At 39.3% G+C, this 20026-nt stretch carries 23 protein-coding genes; 1 reads left to right on the top strand and 22 read right to left on the bottom strand.

Translation table 11 applies throughout. The annotated features are described in order from the left end of the window. Positions 1-56 precede the first annotated feature (56 nt). The 21 genes from secG to C5L21_RS08110 all read right to left on the bottom strand — a co-directional run bounded on the left by secG (position 57) and on the right by C5L21_RS08110 (position 16653). Positions 57-293 (bottom strand): preprotein translocase subunit SecG, encoded by a 237-nt coding sequence (gene secG, locus C5L21_RS08210; RefSeq protein WP_277750946.1) that lies wholly within the window; start codon positions 291-293, stop codon positions 57-59. Positions 294-379: 86 nt separating this feature from the next. Next, positions 380-1153 carry a TrmH family RNA methyltransferase gene (locus C5L21_RS08205; RefSeq protein WP_004905141.1) on the bottom strand — a complete coding sequence of 258 codons (774 nt, stop codon included), beginning with the start codon at positions 1151-1153 and terminating at the stop codon, positions 380-382. Positions 1154-1213: 60 nt separating this feature from the next. Continuing rightward, positions 1214-2128 (bottom strand): membrane protein insertase YidC, encoded by a 915-nt coding sequence (yidC, locus tag C5L21_RS08200; RefSeq protein ID WP_085699711.1) that lies wholly within the window; start codon positions 2126-2128, stop codon positions 1214-1216. Positions 2129-2179: 51 nt separating this feature from the next. Beyond that, a complete protein-coding gene (locus C5L21_RS08195) occupies positions 2180-2452 on the bottom strand; it encodes an acylphosphatase (protein WP_004900024.1) in 273 nt (90 codons plus the stop codon). Then, the gene (locus C5L21_RS08190) at positions 2430-3536 is read right to left on the bottom strand and encodes a sensor histidine kinase (RefSeq protein ID WP_085699713.1); all 1107 of its coding nucleotides are present in this window, start codon (positions 3534-3536) and stop codon (positions 2430-2432) included. Before C5L21_RS08190 ends, C5L21_RS08195 begins: the two co-directional genes overlap by 23 nt. 9 nt (positions 3537-3545) lie before the next feature. Beyond that, positions 3546-4235, bottom strand: a complete 690-nt coding sequence (locus tag C5L21_RS08185) for a response regulator transcription factor (protein WP_004900027.1) — start codon at positions 4233-4235, stop codon at positions 3546-3548. A 98-nt stretch (positions 4236-4333) separates the two neighbouring features. Beyond that, positions 4334-4879, bottom strand: a complete 546-nt coding sequence (locus C5L21_RS08180) for a DUF177 domain-containing protein (RefSeq protein ID WP_004907344.1) — start codon at positions 4877-4879, stop codon at positions 4334-4336. Beyond that, a complete protein-coding gene (locus C5L21_RS08175) occupies positions 4876-6069 on the bottom strand; it encodes a nucleotidyltransferase (RefSeq protein WP_004905144.1) in 1194 nt (397 codons plus the stop codon). Before C5L21_RS08175 ends, C5L21_RS08180 begins: the two co-directional genes overlap by 4 nt. Beyond that, complete coding sequence (locus C5L21_RS08170; RefSeq protein ID WP_085699715.1) at positions 6066-6824, bottom strand: class I SAM-dependent DNA methyltransferase; 759 nt, start codon at positions 6822-6824, stop codon at positions 6066-6068. Before C5L21_RS08170 ends, C5L21_RS08175 begins: the two co-directional genes overlap by 4 nt. A 47-nt stretch (positions 6825-6871) precedes the next feature. Continuing rightward, positions 6872-7243 carry a ribosome silencing factor gene (rsfS, locus tag C5L21_RS08165; protein WP_004900035.1) on the bottom strand — a complete coding sequence of 124 codons (372 nt, stop codon included), beginning with the start codon at positions 7241-7243 and terminating at the stop codon, positions 6872-6874. A gap of 20 nt (positions 7244-7263) precedes the next feature. Further along, positions 7264-7854, bottom strand: a complete 591-nt coding sequence (gene yqeK, locus C5L21_RS08160; protein ID WP_004907348.1) for a bis(5'-nucleosyl)-tetraphosphatase (symmetrical) YqeK — start codon at positions 7852-7854, stop codon at positions 7264-7266. Next, positions 7847-8485 carry a nicotinate-nucleotide adenylyltransferase gene (locus tag C5L21_RS08155; RefSeq protein ID WP_004905147.1) on the bottom strand — a complete coding sequence of 213 codons (639 nt, stop codon included), beginning with the start codon at positions 8483-8485 and terminating at the stop codon, positions 7847-7849. The genes yqeK and C5L21_RS08155 overlap by 8 nt, the downstream gene beginning before the upstream one ends. 13 nt (positions 8486-8498) lie before the next feature. After that, on the bottom strand, positions 8499-8813 hold the full coding sequence (gene yhbY, locus C5L21_RS08150) for a ribosome assembly RNA-binding protein YhbY (protein WP_004905148.1): 315 nt from the start codon (positions 8811-8813) through the stop codon (positions 8499-8501). Continuing rightward, positions 8813-9958, bottom strand: a complete 1146-nt coding sequence (yqeH, locus tag C5L21_RS08145) for a ribosome biogenesis GTPase YqeH (protein ID WP_085699717.1) — start codon at positions 9956-9958, stop codon at positions 8813-8815. Before yqeH ends, yhbY begins: the two co-directional genes overlap by 1 nt. Continuing rightward, on the bottom strand, positions 9948-10484 hold the full coding sequence (locus C5L21_RS08140) for a YqeG family HAD IIIA-type phosphatase (protein ID WP_036058343.1): 537 nt from the start codon (positions 10482-10484) through the stop codon (positions 9948-9950). Before C5L21_RS08140 ends, yqeH begins: the two co-directional genes overlap by 11 nt. Positions 10485-10596: 112 nt before the next feature. Beyond that, positions 10597-11256 carry an aggregation-promoting factor C-terminal-like domain-containing protein gene (locus C5L21_RS08135; RefSeq protein ID WP_004905150.1) on the bottom strand — a complete coding sequence of 220 codons (660 nt, stop codon included), beginning with the start codon at positions 11254-11256 and terminating at the stop codon, positions 10597-10599. A gap of 270 nt (positions 11257-11526) precedes the next feature. After that, positions 11527-12765, bottom strand: a complete 1239-nt coding sequence (locus C5L21_RS08130) for a PTS sugar transporter subunit IIC (protein WP_004900053.1) — start codon at positions 12763-12765, stop codon at positions 11527-11529. A gap of 88 nt (positions 12766-12853) precedes the next feature. After that, positions 12854-13852, bottom strand: coding sequence for a D-2-hydroxyacid dehydrogenase (locus C5L21_RS08125; RefSeq protein WP_004905151.1), 999 nt, complete (start codon positions 13850-13852; stop codon positions 12854-12856). A 153-nt stretch (positions 13853-14005) separates the two neighbouring features. Next, positions 14006-14608 (bottom strand): ATP-dependent Clp protease proteolytic subunit, encoded by a 603-nt coding sequence (locus C5L21_RS08120; RefSeq protein WP_004900057.1) that lies wholly within the window; start codon positions 14606-14608, stop codon positions 14006-14008. Between the two features lie 126 nt (positions 14609-14734). Further along, on the bottom strand, positions 14735-15679 hold the full coding sequence (gene whiA / locus C5L21_RS08115; RefSeq protein ID WP_004905152.1) for a DNA-binding protein WhiA: 945 nt from the start codon (positions 15677-15679) through the stop codon (positions 14735-14737). Beyond that, positions 15679-16653, bottom strand: coding sequence for a gluconeogenesis factor YvcK family protein (locus C5L21_RS08110; protein WP_004900061.1), 975 nt, complete (start codon positions 16651-16653; stop codon positions 15679-15681). The genes whiA and C5L21_RS08110 overlap by 1 nt, the downstream gene beginning before the upstream one ends. A gap of 248 nt (positions 16654-16901) precedes the next feature. On the opposite strand from C5L21_RS08110, the gene C5L21_RS09455 reads away from it, so the two are divergent. Beyond that, positions 16902-17024: a putative metal homeostasis protein gene (locus C5L21_RS09455; RefSeq protein WP_004900063.1), complete on the top strand. Its 123-nt coding sequence runs from the start codon at positions 16902-16904 to the stop codon at positions 17022-17024. Positions 17025-17076: 52 nt separating this feature from the next. On the opposite strand, the gene uvrA is transcribed toward C5L21_RS09455, so the two are convergent. Then, positions 17077-19947 (bottom strand): excinuclease ABC subunit UvrA, encoded by a 2871-nt coding sequence (gene uvrA / locus C5L21_RS08105; RefSeq protein ID WP_004907372.1) that lies wholly within the window; start codon positions 19945-19947, stop codon positions 17077-17079. Positions 19948-20026 lie beyond the last annotated feature (79 nt).

Genomic DNA, 20026 nt, shown 5'->3' with positions numbered 1-20026 from the left:
AATTTTATACAAAATAAAAAGTCAGTCTACAAAAAAGCAAACTGACCATTATAATTTTAGTGTGCAGATAGATACATCAATACAAAACCAATGACGAACCAAAGTCCGCCTAAAATGGCAGTTGCACGACGCATAACAGCCTCAAAACCTCGAGACTTGCGTTCCGCAAACAAATCGCCCGCGCCACCAGATAATGCTGATAACGCATCTTGTTGCTTACTTGGTTGCATCATGACTGTTACAATGAGTAAGAAACCCACAACAATCAGAGCAATAGTGAGTGCTTGTTCCACAGTCATAACCTCTACTTTAAATCTTTATTCTTTATTATAGCAAAAAAAATTGTGACTTGCATAAAAAATATTTTTACGCAATGAAATTAATTTCCTGCCGCTAAGCTAAACATCAAAATACCACCTGCAATGGCAACGTTAAGGCTTTCTGCTTGGCCTTGAATAGGTATATAAAGATTAGCAGTTGTCTTGTCAGCAAGAGATTCAGCCATTCCTTGACCTTCATTACCTACAATCAATGCAAATTGCGTGCTTGGTTGAATCGTACGATAAGATTTTGCTGCTTCATTAAGCTGTGAACCGTATACTGGTAGACCATTAGCCGTCAAAGCATCTGTCCACTCATGCAAATCACCATTTAGAATTTCCAAATGAAATTGTGATCCTTGCATTGCCCGCACCACTTTTGGCGAATAAGCATCTGCAGTACCAGTACCCAAAACAACGCCACGGAAGCCAGCAGCATCTGCAGTACGTACAAGTGTTCCTACATTACCAGGATCTTGAATATTATCTAAGAATAACCAAGCGCCATCATGTACATATGTAGGATCAAACGTTTTATCTGGCAATGAAATTTCAGCAAAAATACCTTGTGGTGTATTTGTACCTGCGATATGCTTTGCGACTTCTTCGCTCACCTCAAAAGCTGGTACACCGTGTGGCACATCATTTAAATGTTCAGCCATTTGTGCTTCAGTCGCCATAACTGCATGAAATTTAGCCTTAGCCTTAATAGCCTCTTCAACTAAATGCCAGCCGTCCAAGAGATATGTTCTGTTTTCTTGGCGACCCTTTTTTGTTGCAAGTTTAGCCCATGCTTTTACACGACTATTTTGATTTGATAAAATACGATCCATTATTTTCTACTTTCCTTTTGTAAAACTAACAAAAGTACGTCAAGATTTTGACGTACTTAATTAGCGCTGTTGCTTGCCTGCATTACGTGGCTTGCCGTTGCGCTTTGACTGCTTATCCTTAGTGGTCATATCATCTGTCGTCTGTTTTTTGACAGCTGGTTTAGCAGTTTCAGACATCAAATCATCAGCCGTTTTCTTAATCTTAAATTCCAATGCCACACGTTTTTCAAGACCTGGTCGTTGGAAATGTTGAATCAGCGTTTGAATCAGTGCAAACAAACCACCAACAACAAAGTACAAACCAATGGCACCGCTGGCAATCATGGCAAAGCCAAAAATCATAATCGGACTAATAAACATCATTGCCGCCGACGTCTTTTTTTGCTCTTCCGGCATGTGTTGCATGGCTAACCATGCTTGAATGAGGTAAACCAAACCAGCAATAATTGCAAAAACAATTTGTGGGTGACTTAGATTAAATCCCAAGAATGATGCCCCTTTTAATGCAGGTGCATGCAAAATCGCTGAATACAATCCTGAGAATACCGGTAATTGCATTGCCATGGTTAGAAAAGAAATACCACCAATAACACTGACATCATTTTCTCGGTACAATGACATCATTGCCATGCTAGCTTTTTGTTGTTCTGCGGTCGTTCCTGCTTTACGTGACAAGGCTTGCAATTTGTCAATTTCAGGCTTCAAAGTTTGCATCTTAATCTGATTGATGGTTGTATTAACCTGTTGGTTCAAAAAGAATGGTAGCAAGACCAAACGCAAAATTGCCGTGATAATGATAATTGCCCAACCGATACCATTGGGACCACCAATCACATGCGCAATATTTGTCATAATATCGGCTAATGGATGCCCGATCCAACGGTACATCTTACTGTGTTCATCATAACCGCCTGTAATTAAAATGATATCTAAAATTACAAAAGCCGCAGTCAAAACGCGCTTTACTTGTTTCATATTGTTTATTTTTCTCCTGGTTACTACAGAAGTTCATTATACCAATAATTCTTACCTAATAGCAAAGTTATTCGCATTAAAAGTCGCAATTAGTTTTTTAGTGACCCCATCAACTTGACTATAAAAACCTGGGCCCGTTGCAATATCATGCAAAAAAACAGCCATATTTTCAGCATCCCCTTGTGCTGCAATTGTGACAGAACCATCTAATTCGTTTTTTACCCAACCTACAATATGATGTTTATCAGCGGCCTGTTTTGTGTACCAACGAAATCCCACGCCTTGTACACGTCCTATGACATTAATTTGATAGCTTTTGATCATTTTTATTCTCTCGCTGTAGTGGTAACCGAATCGTAAACACCGATCCTGAGCCGAGTGCACTCTCTAACGTAATCTCCCCACCGTAAGCTTTAACTAGCCGTTGTGCGATACTTAATCCCAAGCCGTTACCTCCCTTAGCACGAGATCTCGCTTTATCAACACGATAAAAGCGGTCAAAAACACGTGCCGCATCCTCACTTGATAACCCTTCACCAAAATCTTGAATCCCAATTTCAACGCGATTAGTCGTTTGCGATAGTGCAAAATGAATTTCCTTACGATCAAGTGAATACTTCACAGCATTATCAGCCAAAATAATCAAAATCTGTTCCATATGGTCTTGCCGGACTTTGACATTAGCATCTTGCGTTAAATCGTCATCCAAAGTGAAAATAAAATCAGGATGAATCAATTTAAAGTTGTCAAACACACGATGCACTAAGCCACCAACTTCAGTCACTTCTTGTACGTTTTCAATCGGAATTTGTTCAGCACGTGTTAAGTTTAACATCTCGTTAATCAATGTTTCCATTCGCTGCATTTCAGCCAAGGAAGATTTTATCGAGTCCTCTAGGACTTCCGGCTCATCTTTACCCCAACGATTAAGGAGATCCATATGACCTTTAACAATGGTAACAGGTGTGCGTAATTCGTGAGAAACATCCGACACAAATTGTTGTTGCGCTCCAATCAAGCTCTGTAAACGATCTATCATGCGATTGAGTATATTCACTAAATCATAAAACTCATCATTTACATTTGCACGAACGGCTCTGACGTTGGTCATCGGATCGTCTTCAAAAGCTTCGATTGTTGTCTTAATCGATTTTACTGGTCTTAGAATATACCGTGTTAACATAAAGGCAAAACCAAAAACAAAAAGTCCACCTAATAAAATTGTGATACCAAGCCATTGATAAAGGGTCTCAGGTAATCGGCCATAGTATTGTTTTAAAATCTGCGATAATACAAAAGCAAAAATAATAAAGATAACAAAAAAACCAGACGCCATCCCCAATGCTAATTGCCAACTCAATGTGAAACGACGTAAGGTTTTTTCAGTTGTTTTTTTAGTCTCTGTCATTATAATCAATCAGCTACGCATAACATATCCAGTACCACGTACCGTCTGAATATATGAGGCCTTACTTTCTGGATCATCAATCTTATTACGCAAATATCGAATATAAACATCAACAACGTTGGTTTCAACTTCGGAATCAAATCCCCAAACTTCTTTCAACAATTGCTCACGTGATTGCACCACATTAATATTCTCAACTAAAGTAAGCAACAAATCATATTCACGCTTAGTCAAATTGATAATTTGATCATCACGACGTGCAATGCGATTTTCTTTTTCAATACGTAAGTCCTTAAAATTAATGATAGCACGATGCTTATCACTCGACTCTGTCTCAATTGCAATACGACGCAATAATGAGCGAATACGTGCTAGCAATTCTTCAATAGCAAAGGGTTTTACCAAATAGTCATCCGCCCCATAATCCAAACCTGATACACGATCAATGACTGAATCACGCGCTGTCATCATAATAATTGGCGTTTTCTTTGATTCACGCAAGCGACGTGCTACTTCAAGCCCATTTAGTTCAGGCAACATCAAATCAAGCAAGATGACATCGTAATTATTTTCCAATGCTGAATCAAGCCCAGAACGCCCGTCCAAAACAGTTTCAACTTCATAACCCTCGTGTTTGAGTTCAAGACCGATAAACTTTGCCAAGTTTTCTTCATCTTCAACAATTAATACTTTACTCATTCTTTGTCCTCAACATTTAAATCGGCTCATTGCCGAATCCATATTTCTTTTACTTCCCCTTATTCTAGATTAATTTTTTCCTTTTTGCAAGTATTTTCTCATTCTTTGAAAAAATCATCTAATTTTGCAAGCCTGGGGTCTAATTCCGCTTCTTTTTTCGCTTTTTTCTCATTTTCAAAAGTTTCTTCGCTAATAACATGCCAATCATTCCCCGATGGTAGAGTATCAGAGGCCTTTTCTTCAGCCGTTAAAATTTGTAGCGGTAATGAAGCTACGATATTATCTAAAATAGCCGTATCAACATCGAGTGTATCACTTTCTAAAACAAAAACTGCTTCTGTTTCTTCAAATTCTGTTAAGCGCGTTTCATCTTCGATATACCGTTCATCAAACGTCATATCAATATCTCGCAGTACGGGTGCCAACGATCGAGATGATGGCACTGTTACTTTTCCAGTGACTTGGATATGTAACAATAAATCATCATTATCGTAGTAGCGAATAAAACCTTTAACGTTTAGGGGGGTTAGCCCCAGAATTGTTTTTGGGAATCTTTCTTTGGCTAGTGATGCTAGTTCAAGTACTTCATCAAATTCCAACGAACTTTGCCGAAATTTTTGAAGTTGGTTTTTATTATATTTCATTTATCTTCCTTTGTATGAGCTTGTGTAAAATGAATGGGTTGCCGTGCGATATCTTGTTGCTGACCTGGTTCACGAGCTAATAATTGCCAAAGTTTTCCTGCCTTAAAATCTAAACGCAGATTGGCTTTGGCTAAATGCTGATCAACCTTACTAATGAGTGGTAAGGTGGTTGTTTTTTTAGCACCATTCAGATAAGCTTGCCCCTTGTCGGTAAAACCCAAAATACGTAAATAAGGGTCCTGCATCGCTGCTTGCATTTGGTCTACTTTAACATTTAATAATGTATACAGTAGTGTGCGCTGAATACGAGCAAACGTGTAACGCTTGGACTTGACGGCCTTGATAAAGCTTTGATAACTTTGCGGTCCTGGTTCACCAAGCGCAACTGCAGCTAGCCGATGCTCTAGTCCTTCTGCCATTTGGTAAACTTGTCCTAATTGTCCTATTGTATCAGTCATCAAACGATATTTTAATAACGGCCAGAATTGTGACTCAAAATCAACAGTATGATTAGCAGATGAAATATCAACTAGTGTCTGATTAGGCACCACGCCCTTCACTTTTTCTAGTTTGCCCTTATGAAGTGCGAGTCGAATCGATGATGCTGACGCGATTGTTTGATCATCGGTGAAACTTTGGTCATGATAGCCTGCGGCGACGCGCTGAATAGCATGTAATTTAATTGGGGAATTCAAATTTAGTATCGCTTTAGCATAACCAAAAGCTAAAATATCATTTGGATCTTCTAATTTAAAGCCTGTTTCTGATTCCAATTGTGTTGCATAGGCTTGCGCAAACGTTTGGTTTTTCTCTTGAAAAGCCTTACCTCCCTGAACACTAGGTGCTTGTTTTGCTAGGTTTAAAAAATCAACCGTTGCGTGCTCACTGCCAAAAACAACATCTTCAACGCCAAGTGCAGTTAATAATTTAATTGCTCCCTCAGCGAATAAATGACTGGGTTGTACCGCATAAAAAGTTGGTAGTTCGATAACCAAGTCAACACCATTTGCTAATGCGGCCTGAGTACGTGTCCATTTGTCAAATAAGGCTGGCTCACCACGTTGCACAAAGTTTCCAGACATTACAGCAATAACCACATCTGCCCCTGTTACCGCCTTAGCTTGCTGAATATGATAAATATGCCCATTATGAAACGGATTATATTCTGTTACGAGACCAACTGCTTTCATATTTTCACCGCCTTAAAGAACCAACGTGATGTTTCATCGTTGACTGAATGATTACCAAAATCAGCCATTACTTGCACGTCTTTAAAGCCTGCTTCTTCGAGGGCTTGCTGGTAAACAATCAAGTCATACGTTTGCTCATGATGAATCTCTCTAAGTATTTTGAAACCATCAATCGCCTCATCATAGACAAAGAACTTCAAATCATGATCGACACTATTAATGCTATCTCCAGGGTATGATGTCCACATGAAAATATTGTCTGCATCATCATCATTGTTATAATAATAGTCTTGATACAACTCATTCACCTGATACGGTGTAATGACGTCAAACAATAATTGCCCGCCAGTATTTAAGTGCTGTGCGGCTTGTGCTAGAGCTGCTTTAAAATCATGTAGGGTAGGCAAATAATTAAATGCGTCCGCAAAGCTAATAATTGTGTCATAAGTCTTTGGCCAGTCTGACCAATCACGCATATCTGCTTGCAACAAGTTGATATCAACTTTTGCCGCTTGCGCATGCCGTTGTGCTAACGTCAACATATCAGCAGATAAATCTAAAACGTCCACTGCGTAGCCATCTTCAGCTAGTAGTACGGCCAATCGACCAGCACCACCACCCAAATCTAAAATCGTCCCTTTTGTTGTATGCACCTTAACGAATGCTAACCAAGCCTCGTACATATTATCATCAAATAATTGATCATACTTTTCGGCAAAAGTCGAATAATTTTGTTGTAAGTTTTCATCAGTCATATATTATATTTTAACAGAAAAAAAGACAAGCTGCTGCTTGTCTCAAACTAGTCTGCTATTAATAATGTCGTTAAATCAACATATGGCGCATCATGCCACAACCGTTCCAAATTGTAAAAGTCACGTTGTTCGGTTGAAAAGACATGCACAATCACATCCCCCAAATCGACCAGAACCCAGTCAGCTGATTGAAACCCTTCAATTAGTTTCACTTCACCGCCTGCTGCTTGAACCTTATCTTTCACTTCTGTCACGATAGCCTGCACTTGACGGTTAGAAGCAGCATCTGCAATCACAAAATAATCTGCCATCAAACTCACATTGCGCATGTCTAATGCCACAATATTATTTGCTTTTTTACCATCAATAGCTTTTACCGCTGTTTCTAAAACAGTATTCACATCTAACGCTGTTGTCAAAATTAATCCCTTAACTTTCTTTAATTTAATAGTCCCCGGTTTAACCAGTAATTATAAGTCGTGATACTTTTTGGATAAATCGGCGTTTCTTTTTTCACTAACCGTAACACAGTATGCACAATCTGGTAGCGCACACCAGCGGCCAGTGATTGATCAGTTATCTGACGTGCTGTTTCTACACCAGGGAAATCACGTCCTTTTTCTAAATAATCAGCCATAAACAATACCTGAGATAATGGTGTCATTTCCTCGGCACCACCTGTGGTATGCTCACGTACTGCATTTAAAATTTCGTCATCTTCAATACCGAGTTCATCTCGAATAATCTCAGCCCCAACAACCCCATGCCAAATATAGTTGCCCCAATTAAGTAAATCAGAGTCCAAATGTTTTGCTTTAATCACAGAGAGAAATGTTTCATCTGAAAGTTCTTTGGCATAGTCGTGTACCAGTGCCGCGACTTCTGCTTTATCTTCGTCAACACCATTATCATGTGCTAGTTTCACCGCATAATCACGTACACGCACGCTATGTTGAAAACGATAATCAGATAATTTGTCTGCAACGCGTGTCTCCAGTGTTTGAATTGTACCATTAAAATAATTAGTCATAAATGCCTCTATACAGATTATACTCCTGAATAAAGCATGCTTCACGTTCCGGAACTAAATAATTAATACTTTGATTTAATCTTAACTTTGTTCGAATGTCTGAGGAACTGATAGCAATATCTGGGACATCTAGCCAAACAATAGGATAGTCTGACTCATGCCGATTACCACCGCGTGCCCCAGCAACAAAAGTCACCAATCGCGTCAACTCATCAATATAGTCCCAAGTCGCTAATTTACTGACTTTTTCACCACCAAGGATAAAAAAATACTCATTTTCAGGATGTTGCTCAACCAAATCGCGCATTGTCTGGTACGTATACGATTTCCCACCTTGTCGAATTTCACGTAGCTCGATATCAAACAGTGGATTACCCATGATGGCCATTTTAACCAGCTGTGCACGATATGATGGCTCAACGGCACTAGCATGTGTGCCGTCAACTGGAACAGCATTAGGCATCCAAAATATTTTTTCTAATCCTAATTGTTTGCCAATACTTTCAGCTAGTATCAATTGCCCAATGTGTGGCGGATTAAATGTTCCGCCAAATATACCAACACGTTTTTTAGTCGGCATGGTCACAGTATCGGGTTGAATTTTTGGGTAAACCGTATACGTCCCATTCATAGATTTTACCGCCTTAAATCTTAGCTAGTGCGACTGAAATTTTTTTATATTTATCTTCTTCAGCAGGCAAAAACAAAACTAAGGTACGACCAATTGTTTGCGCCACTGTAATATTGGAGTGTGCTTGAATAAAATCTGCTACGTCTTTGACACTCTCATCAGCACCTTGCTGTAAGCTAACTTTTATTAATTCCCGTTTTGCTAGTGCTAAAACAATTTCATCGACCCATTTTTGTGTTAAGCCATTCTTACCAATCGAAAAAATAGGTGATAGTGTGTTTGCCTGTGAACGTAAAAATCTTTTTTGTTTTCCTGTAAGTTCTAACATTAAATCATTGCCTTTCTAATAAGGACTGAAACACCTTGTGGCGCCCAACCCGAAACTTCAATACCCGCGGGCACAGTTACCCAACCTAACCCTGCAAACACAATATCACTTTTTTCTGTTGTATGGAATTGATGTTTAACAAGCGTCGATGTGGTGACTTGTGTTGGCGATGGTGCTAATAGGTTCCCGACATGTTTTTGATAAAAATCATCCGCGCCTAGTAGCTTTGTACGATGTAAATTTAAATTATTTTCAAAATAAGCAGTTACTGCACTACGTTGTCCTGCTTCAAAATCAAATCTGGCCAGACCACCAATAAAAATTGTCTGTTCCGGATTTAGTTGGTAAGTACGTGGCTTGATTTCGTTCTTAGGTAACGCGTACTTAAGATTCTTATCATCTAACACATGAGCAATTTGATCACGCTTGATAATGCCAGGTGTGTCAATCAAAAATTGACCATCAGCTAACGGAATTTCAATACGATCTAAGGTGGTTCCTGGGAAACGAGACGTCGTAATTAAATCAGTGACACCTGTCCGAGATTTGATAATTTGGTTAATCAACGTTGATTTACCAACATTGGTTACACCAACAACATAAACATCGCGCCCTTGTCGTAGCGTATCTACCTTGTCTAACAAATCATCTAAATTTTGTGGCTTAGTTGCTGAGGTCAAGAAAATGTCAGCCGGCTGAATACCTTGTGCCTTGAGCTCCGCCTGCAACCAATTTTTTAGACGGTTTTTATTCAATAATTTAGGTAGTAAGTCAACTTTGTTCGCAACAACTAAAATTGGATTATCCTGACCGACGAAGCGTGGTAATCCTGAAATTTCAGAACCTGTGACATCAAAAACATCAATAACATAGACAATCAATGCCTTCGTCTCAGAAATCTGATGCAACAACGTTGCAAAATCATCGTTTGTCAGCTCTACTGGTTGAATTTCATTGTAGTGTCTTAAGCGGAAACAACGTTGACAAAGCAGTTCATCACTATCAATTGTCTTCTTAAGTGCACTCATTGGTAAATAACCTGATTTATTTGCATCCGTCACTTGCATCAAAGCACCACAGCCGATACAGCGAATGCCCTCTGATAATTGTTCTTGGATATATGTTTCTGTTATTTCAGTTGTCACGAAGTGATTTCTCCCATTTCAAGTGTGGATGTGCTTTAAAAACAATTTTTTTAACAATTTTTTCAACGCTACGGTTTATCCAAGTCTGCCACATGTCAGACTCGATTAAACGTTTTACTAAAACGCTTCTCACCCCTGCCCCATGAGCCGCCCAAACATCTGTAAGCATTTGATCACCTACCATTATGACAGACTCACGCTTTAAATGATGCGTTCTTAAGACATGAAGTATGCCACGTGGTAAAGGCTTTAAGGACCAAGACACAAATTTCACTCCCAGTGGCTCGACGGCTTTAGCAACACGTTTAGTGGTATTGTTTGAGACCACAATCAATTCGATGCCACCCTCGCGTAAATCTTGCAACCATTGCTTTAATTCAGGGGTGCCATCTGGATTATTCCAAGCCAATAACGTGTTGTCTAAATCAGCCAATACTGTCGTAATACCGTGGGCTTTTAAATCTTCAACTGTCAAATCGTATATTCTTTCTACCATGTAGGTAGGCGTAAAATGTTCTAAGCGCATCGATAATCCATCATCCATTTTATTTATTCTATCTTATTATACACTACTATCTTGTTAATTTATAACAAGTCGCACCAGACAAAATAAAAGGTAACAGTACGCTGTTACCTTTTTAATACCAATTATTTGATTGCCAATGAGAAATTGCATTATCAACCGTACCATAGCGCTCCGCGATATATTTTTGCATTGCTTCTAATTGCACATCATAGTTTCCACGGTAATTCTGACCTGGCACATATTTATCATAATATGATTCTGCCAATTGTCCAATACCATAATAAGCACCATTTGTTGCATGTGCATCGCCATGGCTTTCACGTGTAATCAGCCACTGAATGTCACCCGTATTAGTCACTGGCTTTGGCGCTGCTGTGGCCACTACGTTTGCAGATTGTGACGATGGGACTGACAATTGATCGTTGGTTTTTGGTTCAACAGCAACCTGCTGTTCATTCATATCAATATGATTCAGTGTTTGTGTTTGCACCGCTGGTGCTGGTTCAGCCTTCGCTTCATTTTGTTTGACACTAGCTTCTGCTGTCAATTGCTGTGTACGCTCTGGCTGATGGCTTTTACTAGCACTAAGCTGGATACTATTGACATCTGATAATGATTTTACAGCGTCATCAATACCAATAACGTTAACCTTTTCACGATCTGGCTTAGTATAGGTCACATGTTCTTGATTGGCATGTGTTGGTGTTCCAAAAATTCCCAAACCACAGCTTGTAATTGTTGCACTTGTAAGTAATATTTTCTTTAACATCATGCTTTCTATTGTCTAATCCCAATGTTACAAAAGCATGACACCAGTTACTAAATGAACATACAATATATAAATATTAAACATTATCACGCTATTTGTTTACCATTAAAAAATATTAAACGTTTAACAAAAAAGCTGAAAAATAACGCACTTTGATAGTGATTTTAGGAGTTGAAAAAATAAATTATTGTCAGCGTCACATAACTAACACATACCTGTCATAAAGAAGCAAAAAAGACGAGATACGCTAACATATCTCGTCTTAAAAATAATTTACAAGTCTTGTTGGAAGTCCATTGGTGTGTATAGCTTTAGTAACTTACTAAAAACATATTGTGCAATGAAACCAGCAATGATTGGCACAATAATCCAAGCAATCAGTGCAGTTACGGGGTTAATAAAATGATTCATTACACTAGCTGGCACTGCCGCATCTTTAACCATCGATTGGATTGGCGATACTAAACCAATATACCCAAACCCTGCTGTCGTTGGCGTTCCTTGAACATTAAACAAGGCTACCGGAATACCAGATATAGCGGCGGTTAATAAGAATGGTAGCATCGTTAATGGCTTAGCAAACACTGAAGGCATCATGCCTTTCATGGCACCAAGTGCAATAGCAACGGTCACACCAGGCTTATTGACGCGCCAAGAGTTAATCAGCAAGACGATTGTTGTCGCTACAACACCCATCGCTGCAGCACCTGAGCCGATGCCTGATAATGAGATGGCAAGCGCAATACCAACAGTAGACACTGGTGTAATAATAATAATTGAAAATGCCATTGCAATGAGCATTGCCATCGGTATAGGCGCCAATTTAGTAAATGTTTCTACTAATTGTCCAATCCAAGTGGTTACCGCACCAACATAAGGTGCAATAGTTTTACCAATTAGGCCAACCCCACCACCAACAATTATTGGGCTTAAGATGATAGCTACTGACCCAAAGCCTTTCAAGTATCGAGACACAAGCCATGTGACCAATACGGCAATCGCTGCAACAATCATCGCATTGATAACATCCCCGGCACCATTAGCTATATAGATATTACTAGGTGCGACCGTCTTGATGCCAGTGACTGGGTTAACAAATCCGGCTGATACTTTGGCCCATTTAATTGAGCCAGAAGCAACTGCCGTAGCAATTGCTACCACACCAACATCCAAACTTTTCATTTTAAATTGTAAGGCAACAGCCATACCAATCAAAAATGGAATAAGTGATGTAAAGAGCGTCAAAATCGCACTGAGGTTAGCACCAAAAGCAGTTGTGCCTAAACCAGAATACTGAATGATGTACTTCATAACAGCTGAAGGTAAAACACCAATCAAAATTCCTTGTGCTGAACCTGAAAGCACTTTAAAGAAAAAGTCCTTAAGTTTTAATTCGGTGGCACCACTAAATGTTACTGGTGCACTTTCGGAGGCTTTACGTGCATATTCTTCATTACGCACCATTTGTGACTCCTTTGTGGCCCATTTCTGGCCATCTGCTTTAATAGTCATAATTTTCCCTACTACTTTTAAACAAGTTCACTAATCGTTTCAATTCACACTAAAGCCCGCGCAAATGCCCGGGCTTAGTCAATAAGTCTTAATACTTTACAGCAATACTTGGTGTCTCACCCTTGGCAAAAGCTACAGCAGCATCAAATGATTGGTGTACCATTTCTTTTACAGCATGTGTTGTATAGAATGCAGTATGTGGTGTTACAAAGACGTTTTCACGAGAAATCAAGTCATCTAAGCGCTTGTCATCAAGCCCATTAACTGACCAATCCTTATTGAACACACCCACTTCGCCTTCGTAAGTATCCATAACAAAGCCAAACAATTTCTTTGAATCCAAGGCCGCAACAACAGCATCAGTATCCACAAGTAGACCACGTGATACGTTAACTAAGACAGCATCGTCTTTCATCTTAGCAATTGTTTCAGCATTAATCATTTGATCATTAGTGCCTGGGATGTGAGGAATGTGTAGCGATACAATATCTGATTGTGCTAACAATTCGTCCAATGTGTCAACGTAAACGCCTGTTTTTTCTAATTCAGCATTACGATAGACATCATAAGCAATCACTTTTGCACCAAATCCTTGCATAATCTGCATGAATACACGGCCTATGTGACCTGTCCCAACCACACCAACAACTTGGTCACGTACTTCGCGACGGATTGTTGGTTCCCAACGCAAGTCACGTTTTTGTACTTTATTTTCCATGACTTTAGCTTGTGACAATAATGCTGAAACTTGAATTGCTGCATGTTCTGCAATTGCGTTAGGTGAATAAACAGGCACGTTAGATACGTTGAAATTGAATGCCTTAGCAGCATCAAAATCAATGTTATCTGTTCCCACATTACGAAGTGACAAGTTTGTCACCCCATTTTCAGCTAGGGCAGCTAACGTCTCACGTGAATAATCTAACTGTTGATAAACAACTGCTGAGTCTGAACCTTTAGCTAAAGCTGCTGTTTCAGGGGTTAATAATTCTTGAGTATAGTCAACTTCAACTTCAGGATGAGCTGACTTCCAATCTTCAAGTGATGGCTTCTCGTCATCACGAATACCATAAGCAAAAATCTTCATAAGATCCTCCAAAATTTATATTACCACTCTATTTTACCCCATTTTGTGCATTTTTGCACGTGAAATATTAACTAAACTTATTTTTATATCATAGCCATAATATTGTATTTAATGCAAACAAAAAACGCAGACGATTACCCCTGCGTTTTTTGTTTATTTAGTTGTTGGCTTTTCACCAGATTTTGTTAAAATACCGTCAATAAAACCGTAAGCAAGTGTTTCTTCAGCGCTCATCCAGTGGTCACGTTCAGTATCACGGGCAATAGTCTCCAAATCGCGATCAGAAGCATCAGCTAAAATTTTATTCAACTTGTCACGTGTCTTGGTTAATTGTTCAGCAATAATTGCCATATCTGTTTGCTGTGTTCCGCCCACAGCACCACCCATTGGCTGGTGAATAAGGTATTCAGCATTAGGCAACATAAAGCGATGACCTTTTTCACCAGAACTCGCAATAATTGTTCCCATAGAGGCTGCTAACCCCATGACAATTGTTGTAACTGGTGCTTTAATAAAGTTCATTGTATCTGTAATTGACAGTCCAGCAGTAACTGATCCGCCTGGCGAATTAATATACATTGAGATTTCTTTTGTTGGGTCTTGCGCTTCCAAAAAAAGCAATTGGGCAACAATTGACGTTGCCATGCTATCTTCTACTTCACCTTGTACTAAAACGATACGATCTTTTAACAAACGTGAAGGCAAATCATAACTTTCACGTCCATTGGCAGTTTGTTCAATAACTCCTGGCCACATAATTGTTAGGCTCCTTATTTAAAATATATTCGCAACATAACATTGTTGCAGTTTACCGCTTTTAATTAGTCAAACAACGGCTTAAGACTATTTTAGCACAAACGCATGAAGAGTGCTAAAAATTGCCTACAATTTATTTAAGTCGTATGTCACGCCAGCATTGATCATATCTTCTAATGCTTTTAATTTTCTCATACGATGATTTGCACCTGATTTACTAATCTCAAGACGATCACCTAACTCTGCTAATGAATCATCAGGGTGTTCTAATCGCGCCTTAGCGATATCACGTAATTTCTTTGGCAATAAATCTAAATCACCAATTTCATTAGCAATAAACAAAATTTGTTGCACTTGTTTATTAGCGGCATCAGCTGTTTTTTGAATGTTAGCTAGTTCCGCATTGGTCATACGATTCACAGAATTACGCATATCACGCATCATTCGGATATCCTCGAAGCGCAACATTGTTTGAGTAGCCCCAATAGTTGATAAAAAATCGACTATCTTTTCAGCACGCTTAATGTATATGACATAACCCCCAGAGCGATCAATAATCTTTGCCGGCAAACCAAATTCAGCCATCATTAATCTTAACGTTTCCGCCAACTCTTCATGCGTTGTAAAAATTTCAAGATGGTAATTAGCCTTCTCAGGTGAATTAACGGACCCGGCCGCCAAAAAAGCGCCGCGCAGAAAGGATCGTCGTTTATCGACTTGATTCAATATTCTGTCAGGAATATCGGGGTGCAAACCAAACGGATCAACACCCAAATCAGTTAATACATCTGATACTTTGTTTTTGAGTAACACGCCGTATGACTTATGCTGTGACATGTAGTTGTGTTCGGCAACTGTCACTTCGACTTCTATTTGTGTATAATTTTGTTTCAATAGTGTATAAATGCGCCTGGCAATGGCAGCATTCTCTGTTTTAACTGAAACGGTTTGATCTATGCCTAATGTGCTAACACCATTCATGCGCATCAGTGCAGAGAGTTCAGCTTTGGCATTACCATCATGAACACGTAAACCTGTTAACTCTTTTTTCACATCTGCTGCGTAGGACATTAACTATTCTCCAAAATTTTTAACAATTCTAACATGATTTTTTCACCATCATGAAATGCACCAGCATCACGTAATTGCAAAAAATCACCCGGTACTTCGACAGCGCCTTGTACTTTAACAGCTGCCTCATCTAGTTTAACTTGATGTGAAATTTCATCCCATTTTTGATAATCAACGAAGTCTTCTGGCACAACGGCATTATTCGCAATGACATAATCAATCACTGGGGAACCAATATGCGCGTTCAGGGCTAGTAAATGTTGCGCATCAGTATAAGCATCCGTTTCACCTTTTTGCGTCATGATGTTAGATATATAAACTTGCTTAGCCTGTGTTAACCGTAAGGCTTCGTTAACTTCTGGCACAACAACATTAGGTAATATAGAGGTGAATAAACTACCAGGACCATAGACAATCATATCCGCATCTAAAATTGCCTGGACAACTTCAGGGGCAGCTTTAGGTGCTTCGCCTGGTTCATCTCCAGTGACCCACACGTGGTCAATGACTTTATGCGCGTGAGTAATTTCAGACTCTCCAGCAATGACTTCCCCATCTTTAAATTCTGCATGTAAAATTAGCGGTTCATTCGAAACAGGGTAAATACGCCCTCGCACGCGCATAAACTTGGCTAAATATTGCACAGCATCAAAAATATTACCATGCATTTCTGTCATTGCTGCAATAATTAAATTGCCGACAGCATGCTTAGCAAAAAAATCATCTTTGGCATTAAAACGATATTGCATGACTTGCGTAATCGCTGGATCAACATGTGACATAGCCACTAGTATATTTCGAATATCACCAGGTGGTACGATGTTAATATAGTTTCGCAGTAGGCCACTAGAACCGCCATCATCTGCAACAGTAACAATTGCTGTCAAATCAATTTTTTGTTTGACAAGTGGTTTAATAATGACGGGTAATCCTGAACCACCGCCAATGATTACAATTTTGGGTTTATCTGGCATACGTTATATAGTAATCTTTGAATTACACATACATTAATGACGCATAACGTGCCACTTTCATCTGTATCCAAGGAGTCACTTCGACCTTTCGATTTTTAACTTCATTATTATAATTACATTTTATCATGTTGTTGCAATTTTCAGAAATTTTGATATACTAATAAATTGTAAGTGAGATTGCTAGCAAATTGCTCTCTTAAATTTGCCGTCCCTATTTGCAAATAATCAAATTGGAGATCTATTACATCATGACAGAAAAATTAGACATCGCTTCAGCAGCACGTCATCTGAAAAGCCCCAATATTAAAACACGTAAGCGTGCTTTAAAGGCAATTCACGATTTAAACCTGCGAAAAGGCGCATCAAAGTAACTTAAAATAAAAAGCATGAACGCTTAATCGTGTTCATGCTTTTTATTTTAAATTATGCTTTATTTTCTTGGCGTGCTTTGTCACGCGCCATAATTGTCTTCAAATACTTACCAGTATATGATGCCTCATGTTTAATTACTTTTTCTGGTGTGCCGGTAACCAAAACATTACCGCCACCTTCACCACCTTCAGGCCCCATATCAATAAGCCAATCAGCCGACTTAATAACATCTAAATTATGCTCAATCACGACAACGGTATTACCGCCATCAACTAAACGCTGCAATACTAACAATAAACGGGAAATATCATCCACATGAAGACCAGTCGTTGGTTCATCTAGAATATACATCGTCTTTCCATTCGACCGGCGATGTAATTCCGAAGCCAACTTCATACGCTGGGCTTCACCACCAGACAGAGTTGTTGCTGATTGCCCTAATTTAATATAACCCAAACCGACATCACTGATCGTCTGTAGTTTACGCGCTATTTTTGGAATTGGTGAAAAGAACGCCAATGCTTCGGTCACAGACATCGCCAAGATTTGTGAAATATTAAATCCCTTGTATGTTACTTCCAGTGTTTCTGAGTTATACCGCGTACCACCACAGACTTCACATGTAACATAAATATCGGGAAGAAAGTTCATCTCAATTTTAATGACACCATCTCCGCGGCAGTTTTCACAACGACCACCCTTTGTGTTAAATGAAAAACGCCCCTTATTATAGCCTCGCATTTTAGCTTCATTCGTTTGTGAAAAAAGATCCCTAATATCATCAAAAACCCCCGTATAAGTCGCAGGATTTGAACGTGGTGTACGCCCAATTGGCGTTTGATCAATATCTACTACCTGATCAATATTTTCAACTCCCTCAATCGCACGGTATTTTCCGGGTTTTTGAGAGTTATTATTCAGTTTTTGCTTCAATGCACGTTTTAGAATTTGGTTAACCAGTGTTGATTTTCCTGAACCTGAAACACCCGTCACAACAATAAACTTAGCCAGCGGAAACTTAACAGTCACATTTTTAAGGTTATTTTCGCGCGCACCCTTTATTGTTACCGCATTACCATTTCCCTTGCGCCTCTTATCCGGTATAGGTATGAAGCGTTTTCCTGCTAAATATTGACCAGTAAGCGATTTATCGTTGTTAGCAACGTCATCTGGTGTACCGGTGGCAACAATTTCACCACCTAAAATGCCAGCACCCGGCCCAACATCTATCAAATAATCGGCAGCCATCATCGTGTCTTCGTCGTGTTCAACAACAACTAATGTATTGCCCAGGTCACGCATATTATCCATGGCATGTAACAACATGTCGTTATCTCTTTGATGCAAACCGATTGAAGGTTCATCAAGTACGTACAATACACCTGACAAATTTGATCCAATCTGCGTGGCTAAACGAATACGTTGTGATTCGCCACCAGAGAGTGTGCGTGCTGAACGTGATAGTGTCAAATATTTCAAACCAACGCTTTCTAAAAAGCCTAGGCGATCTTTAATTTCTTTAACGATTGGTGCTGCAATTTCAGCATCTTGCTGCCCTAATACCATTGTATTAAAAAAATCAAGTTCCTGATCTACTGGCAATTCTGACACTTCACCAATATGCTTACCATTAATTTTCACTGATAAAGCCGCTTGATTTAAGCGATAACCATGACACGTTTGGCACGCTAGCTCAGTCATATAATTTGCCATTTGATCACGTGTGAAATCTGAATTTGTTTCATTAAAGCGTCGTGAGATATTGTTAATCACTCCCTCAAAAGGCATATCAACATCACGCACGCCACCAAAATCATTTTTATAGTGGAAATGAAAATCCATTGTCCCTGAACCATATAATATTAATTGCTGTACTTTTTCAGGTAACTTCTCAAACGGTTTATCCATATCAATATTAAATTGTTCCGCAAACTGCTGTAACATTTCTGGATAGTAGTTTGACGATATTGGATTCCAAGGTGCAATGGCGCCTTCACGCAAAGTTTTCTTAGTGTCTGGTACAACTAAATCAATATCAACTTCGCGTGTAACACCTAGCCCTTGACAAACTTCACAGGCACCCAATGGCGCATTAAAACTAAATAAACGTGGCTCTAAACGACCCACTCGAAAGTCTCTCAAGGCGCCAAGATAATGGTCTGAAAATTTGAGTGGTGCAACAGGTGTTTCCCCTTCACGCACAGCTACATTAAGCGTTACTAACCCATCAGTTAATCGCACAGCAGCCTCAATTGAATCAAATAAACGTGAACGTCCATCGTCCCGCAAAACAACACGATCAACCATCACATCAATATCGTGCGCTTGGTTTTTATTTAACTTTGGTGTATCAGTATCTAATTCAATAATTTTCCCGTCTACGCGAGCACGAATATAACCCTGTTTTCTCATATTATCAAAAGCCGTTTCGTGTGAACCACGTTTATGACTGATGATAGGCGCAAAAACTTGTAGACGACTTCCTGTTGCGAGCTGCTGATAAACTTTCTCGACCATCTGGTCGATTGTCATAACAATTTGTGTCCCATCTTCCGGATCATCAGGCCGCCCAACACGAGCAAAAAGTAATCGGAAATAGTCATTAATTTCAGTAACTGTTCCAACGGTTGATCTTGGGTTGTTAGATGTCGTTTTTTGGTCGATTGAAATTGCTGGAGATAAACCGTCAATCGAGTCAACATCTGGCTTGTCCATCTGGCCTAAGAACTGTCTGGCGTATGAAGATAGACTTTCAACATAACGCCGCTGGCCTTCAGCATAAAGCGTGTCAAAAGCCAAGGAAGACTTTCCTGAACCGGACAAACCGGTAATCACCGTGAGCTTGTCTTTTGGAATATCAACATCAATATTTTTTAAATTTTGGGTGCGTGCACCACGTATTTCTATATTTTTCTTTGCCATTTAATTATTATTAAGCTATGTGCTCGATGGTAGATTGTGTAACAAACTACCGCTACATGATAGTCATAGCTCAGCCCTT

Source organism: Leuconostoc citreum, from assembly GCF_004354555.1.
Lineage (GTDB): Bacteria > Bacillota > Bacilli > Lactobacillales > Lactobacillaceae > Leuconostoc > Leuconostoc citreum.
This window is presented reverse-complemented; position numbering and strand designations above follow the sequence as displayed.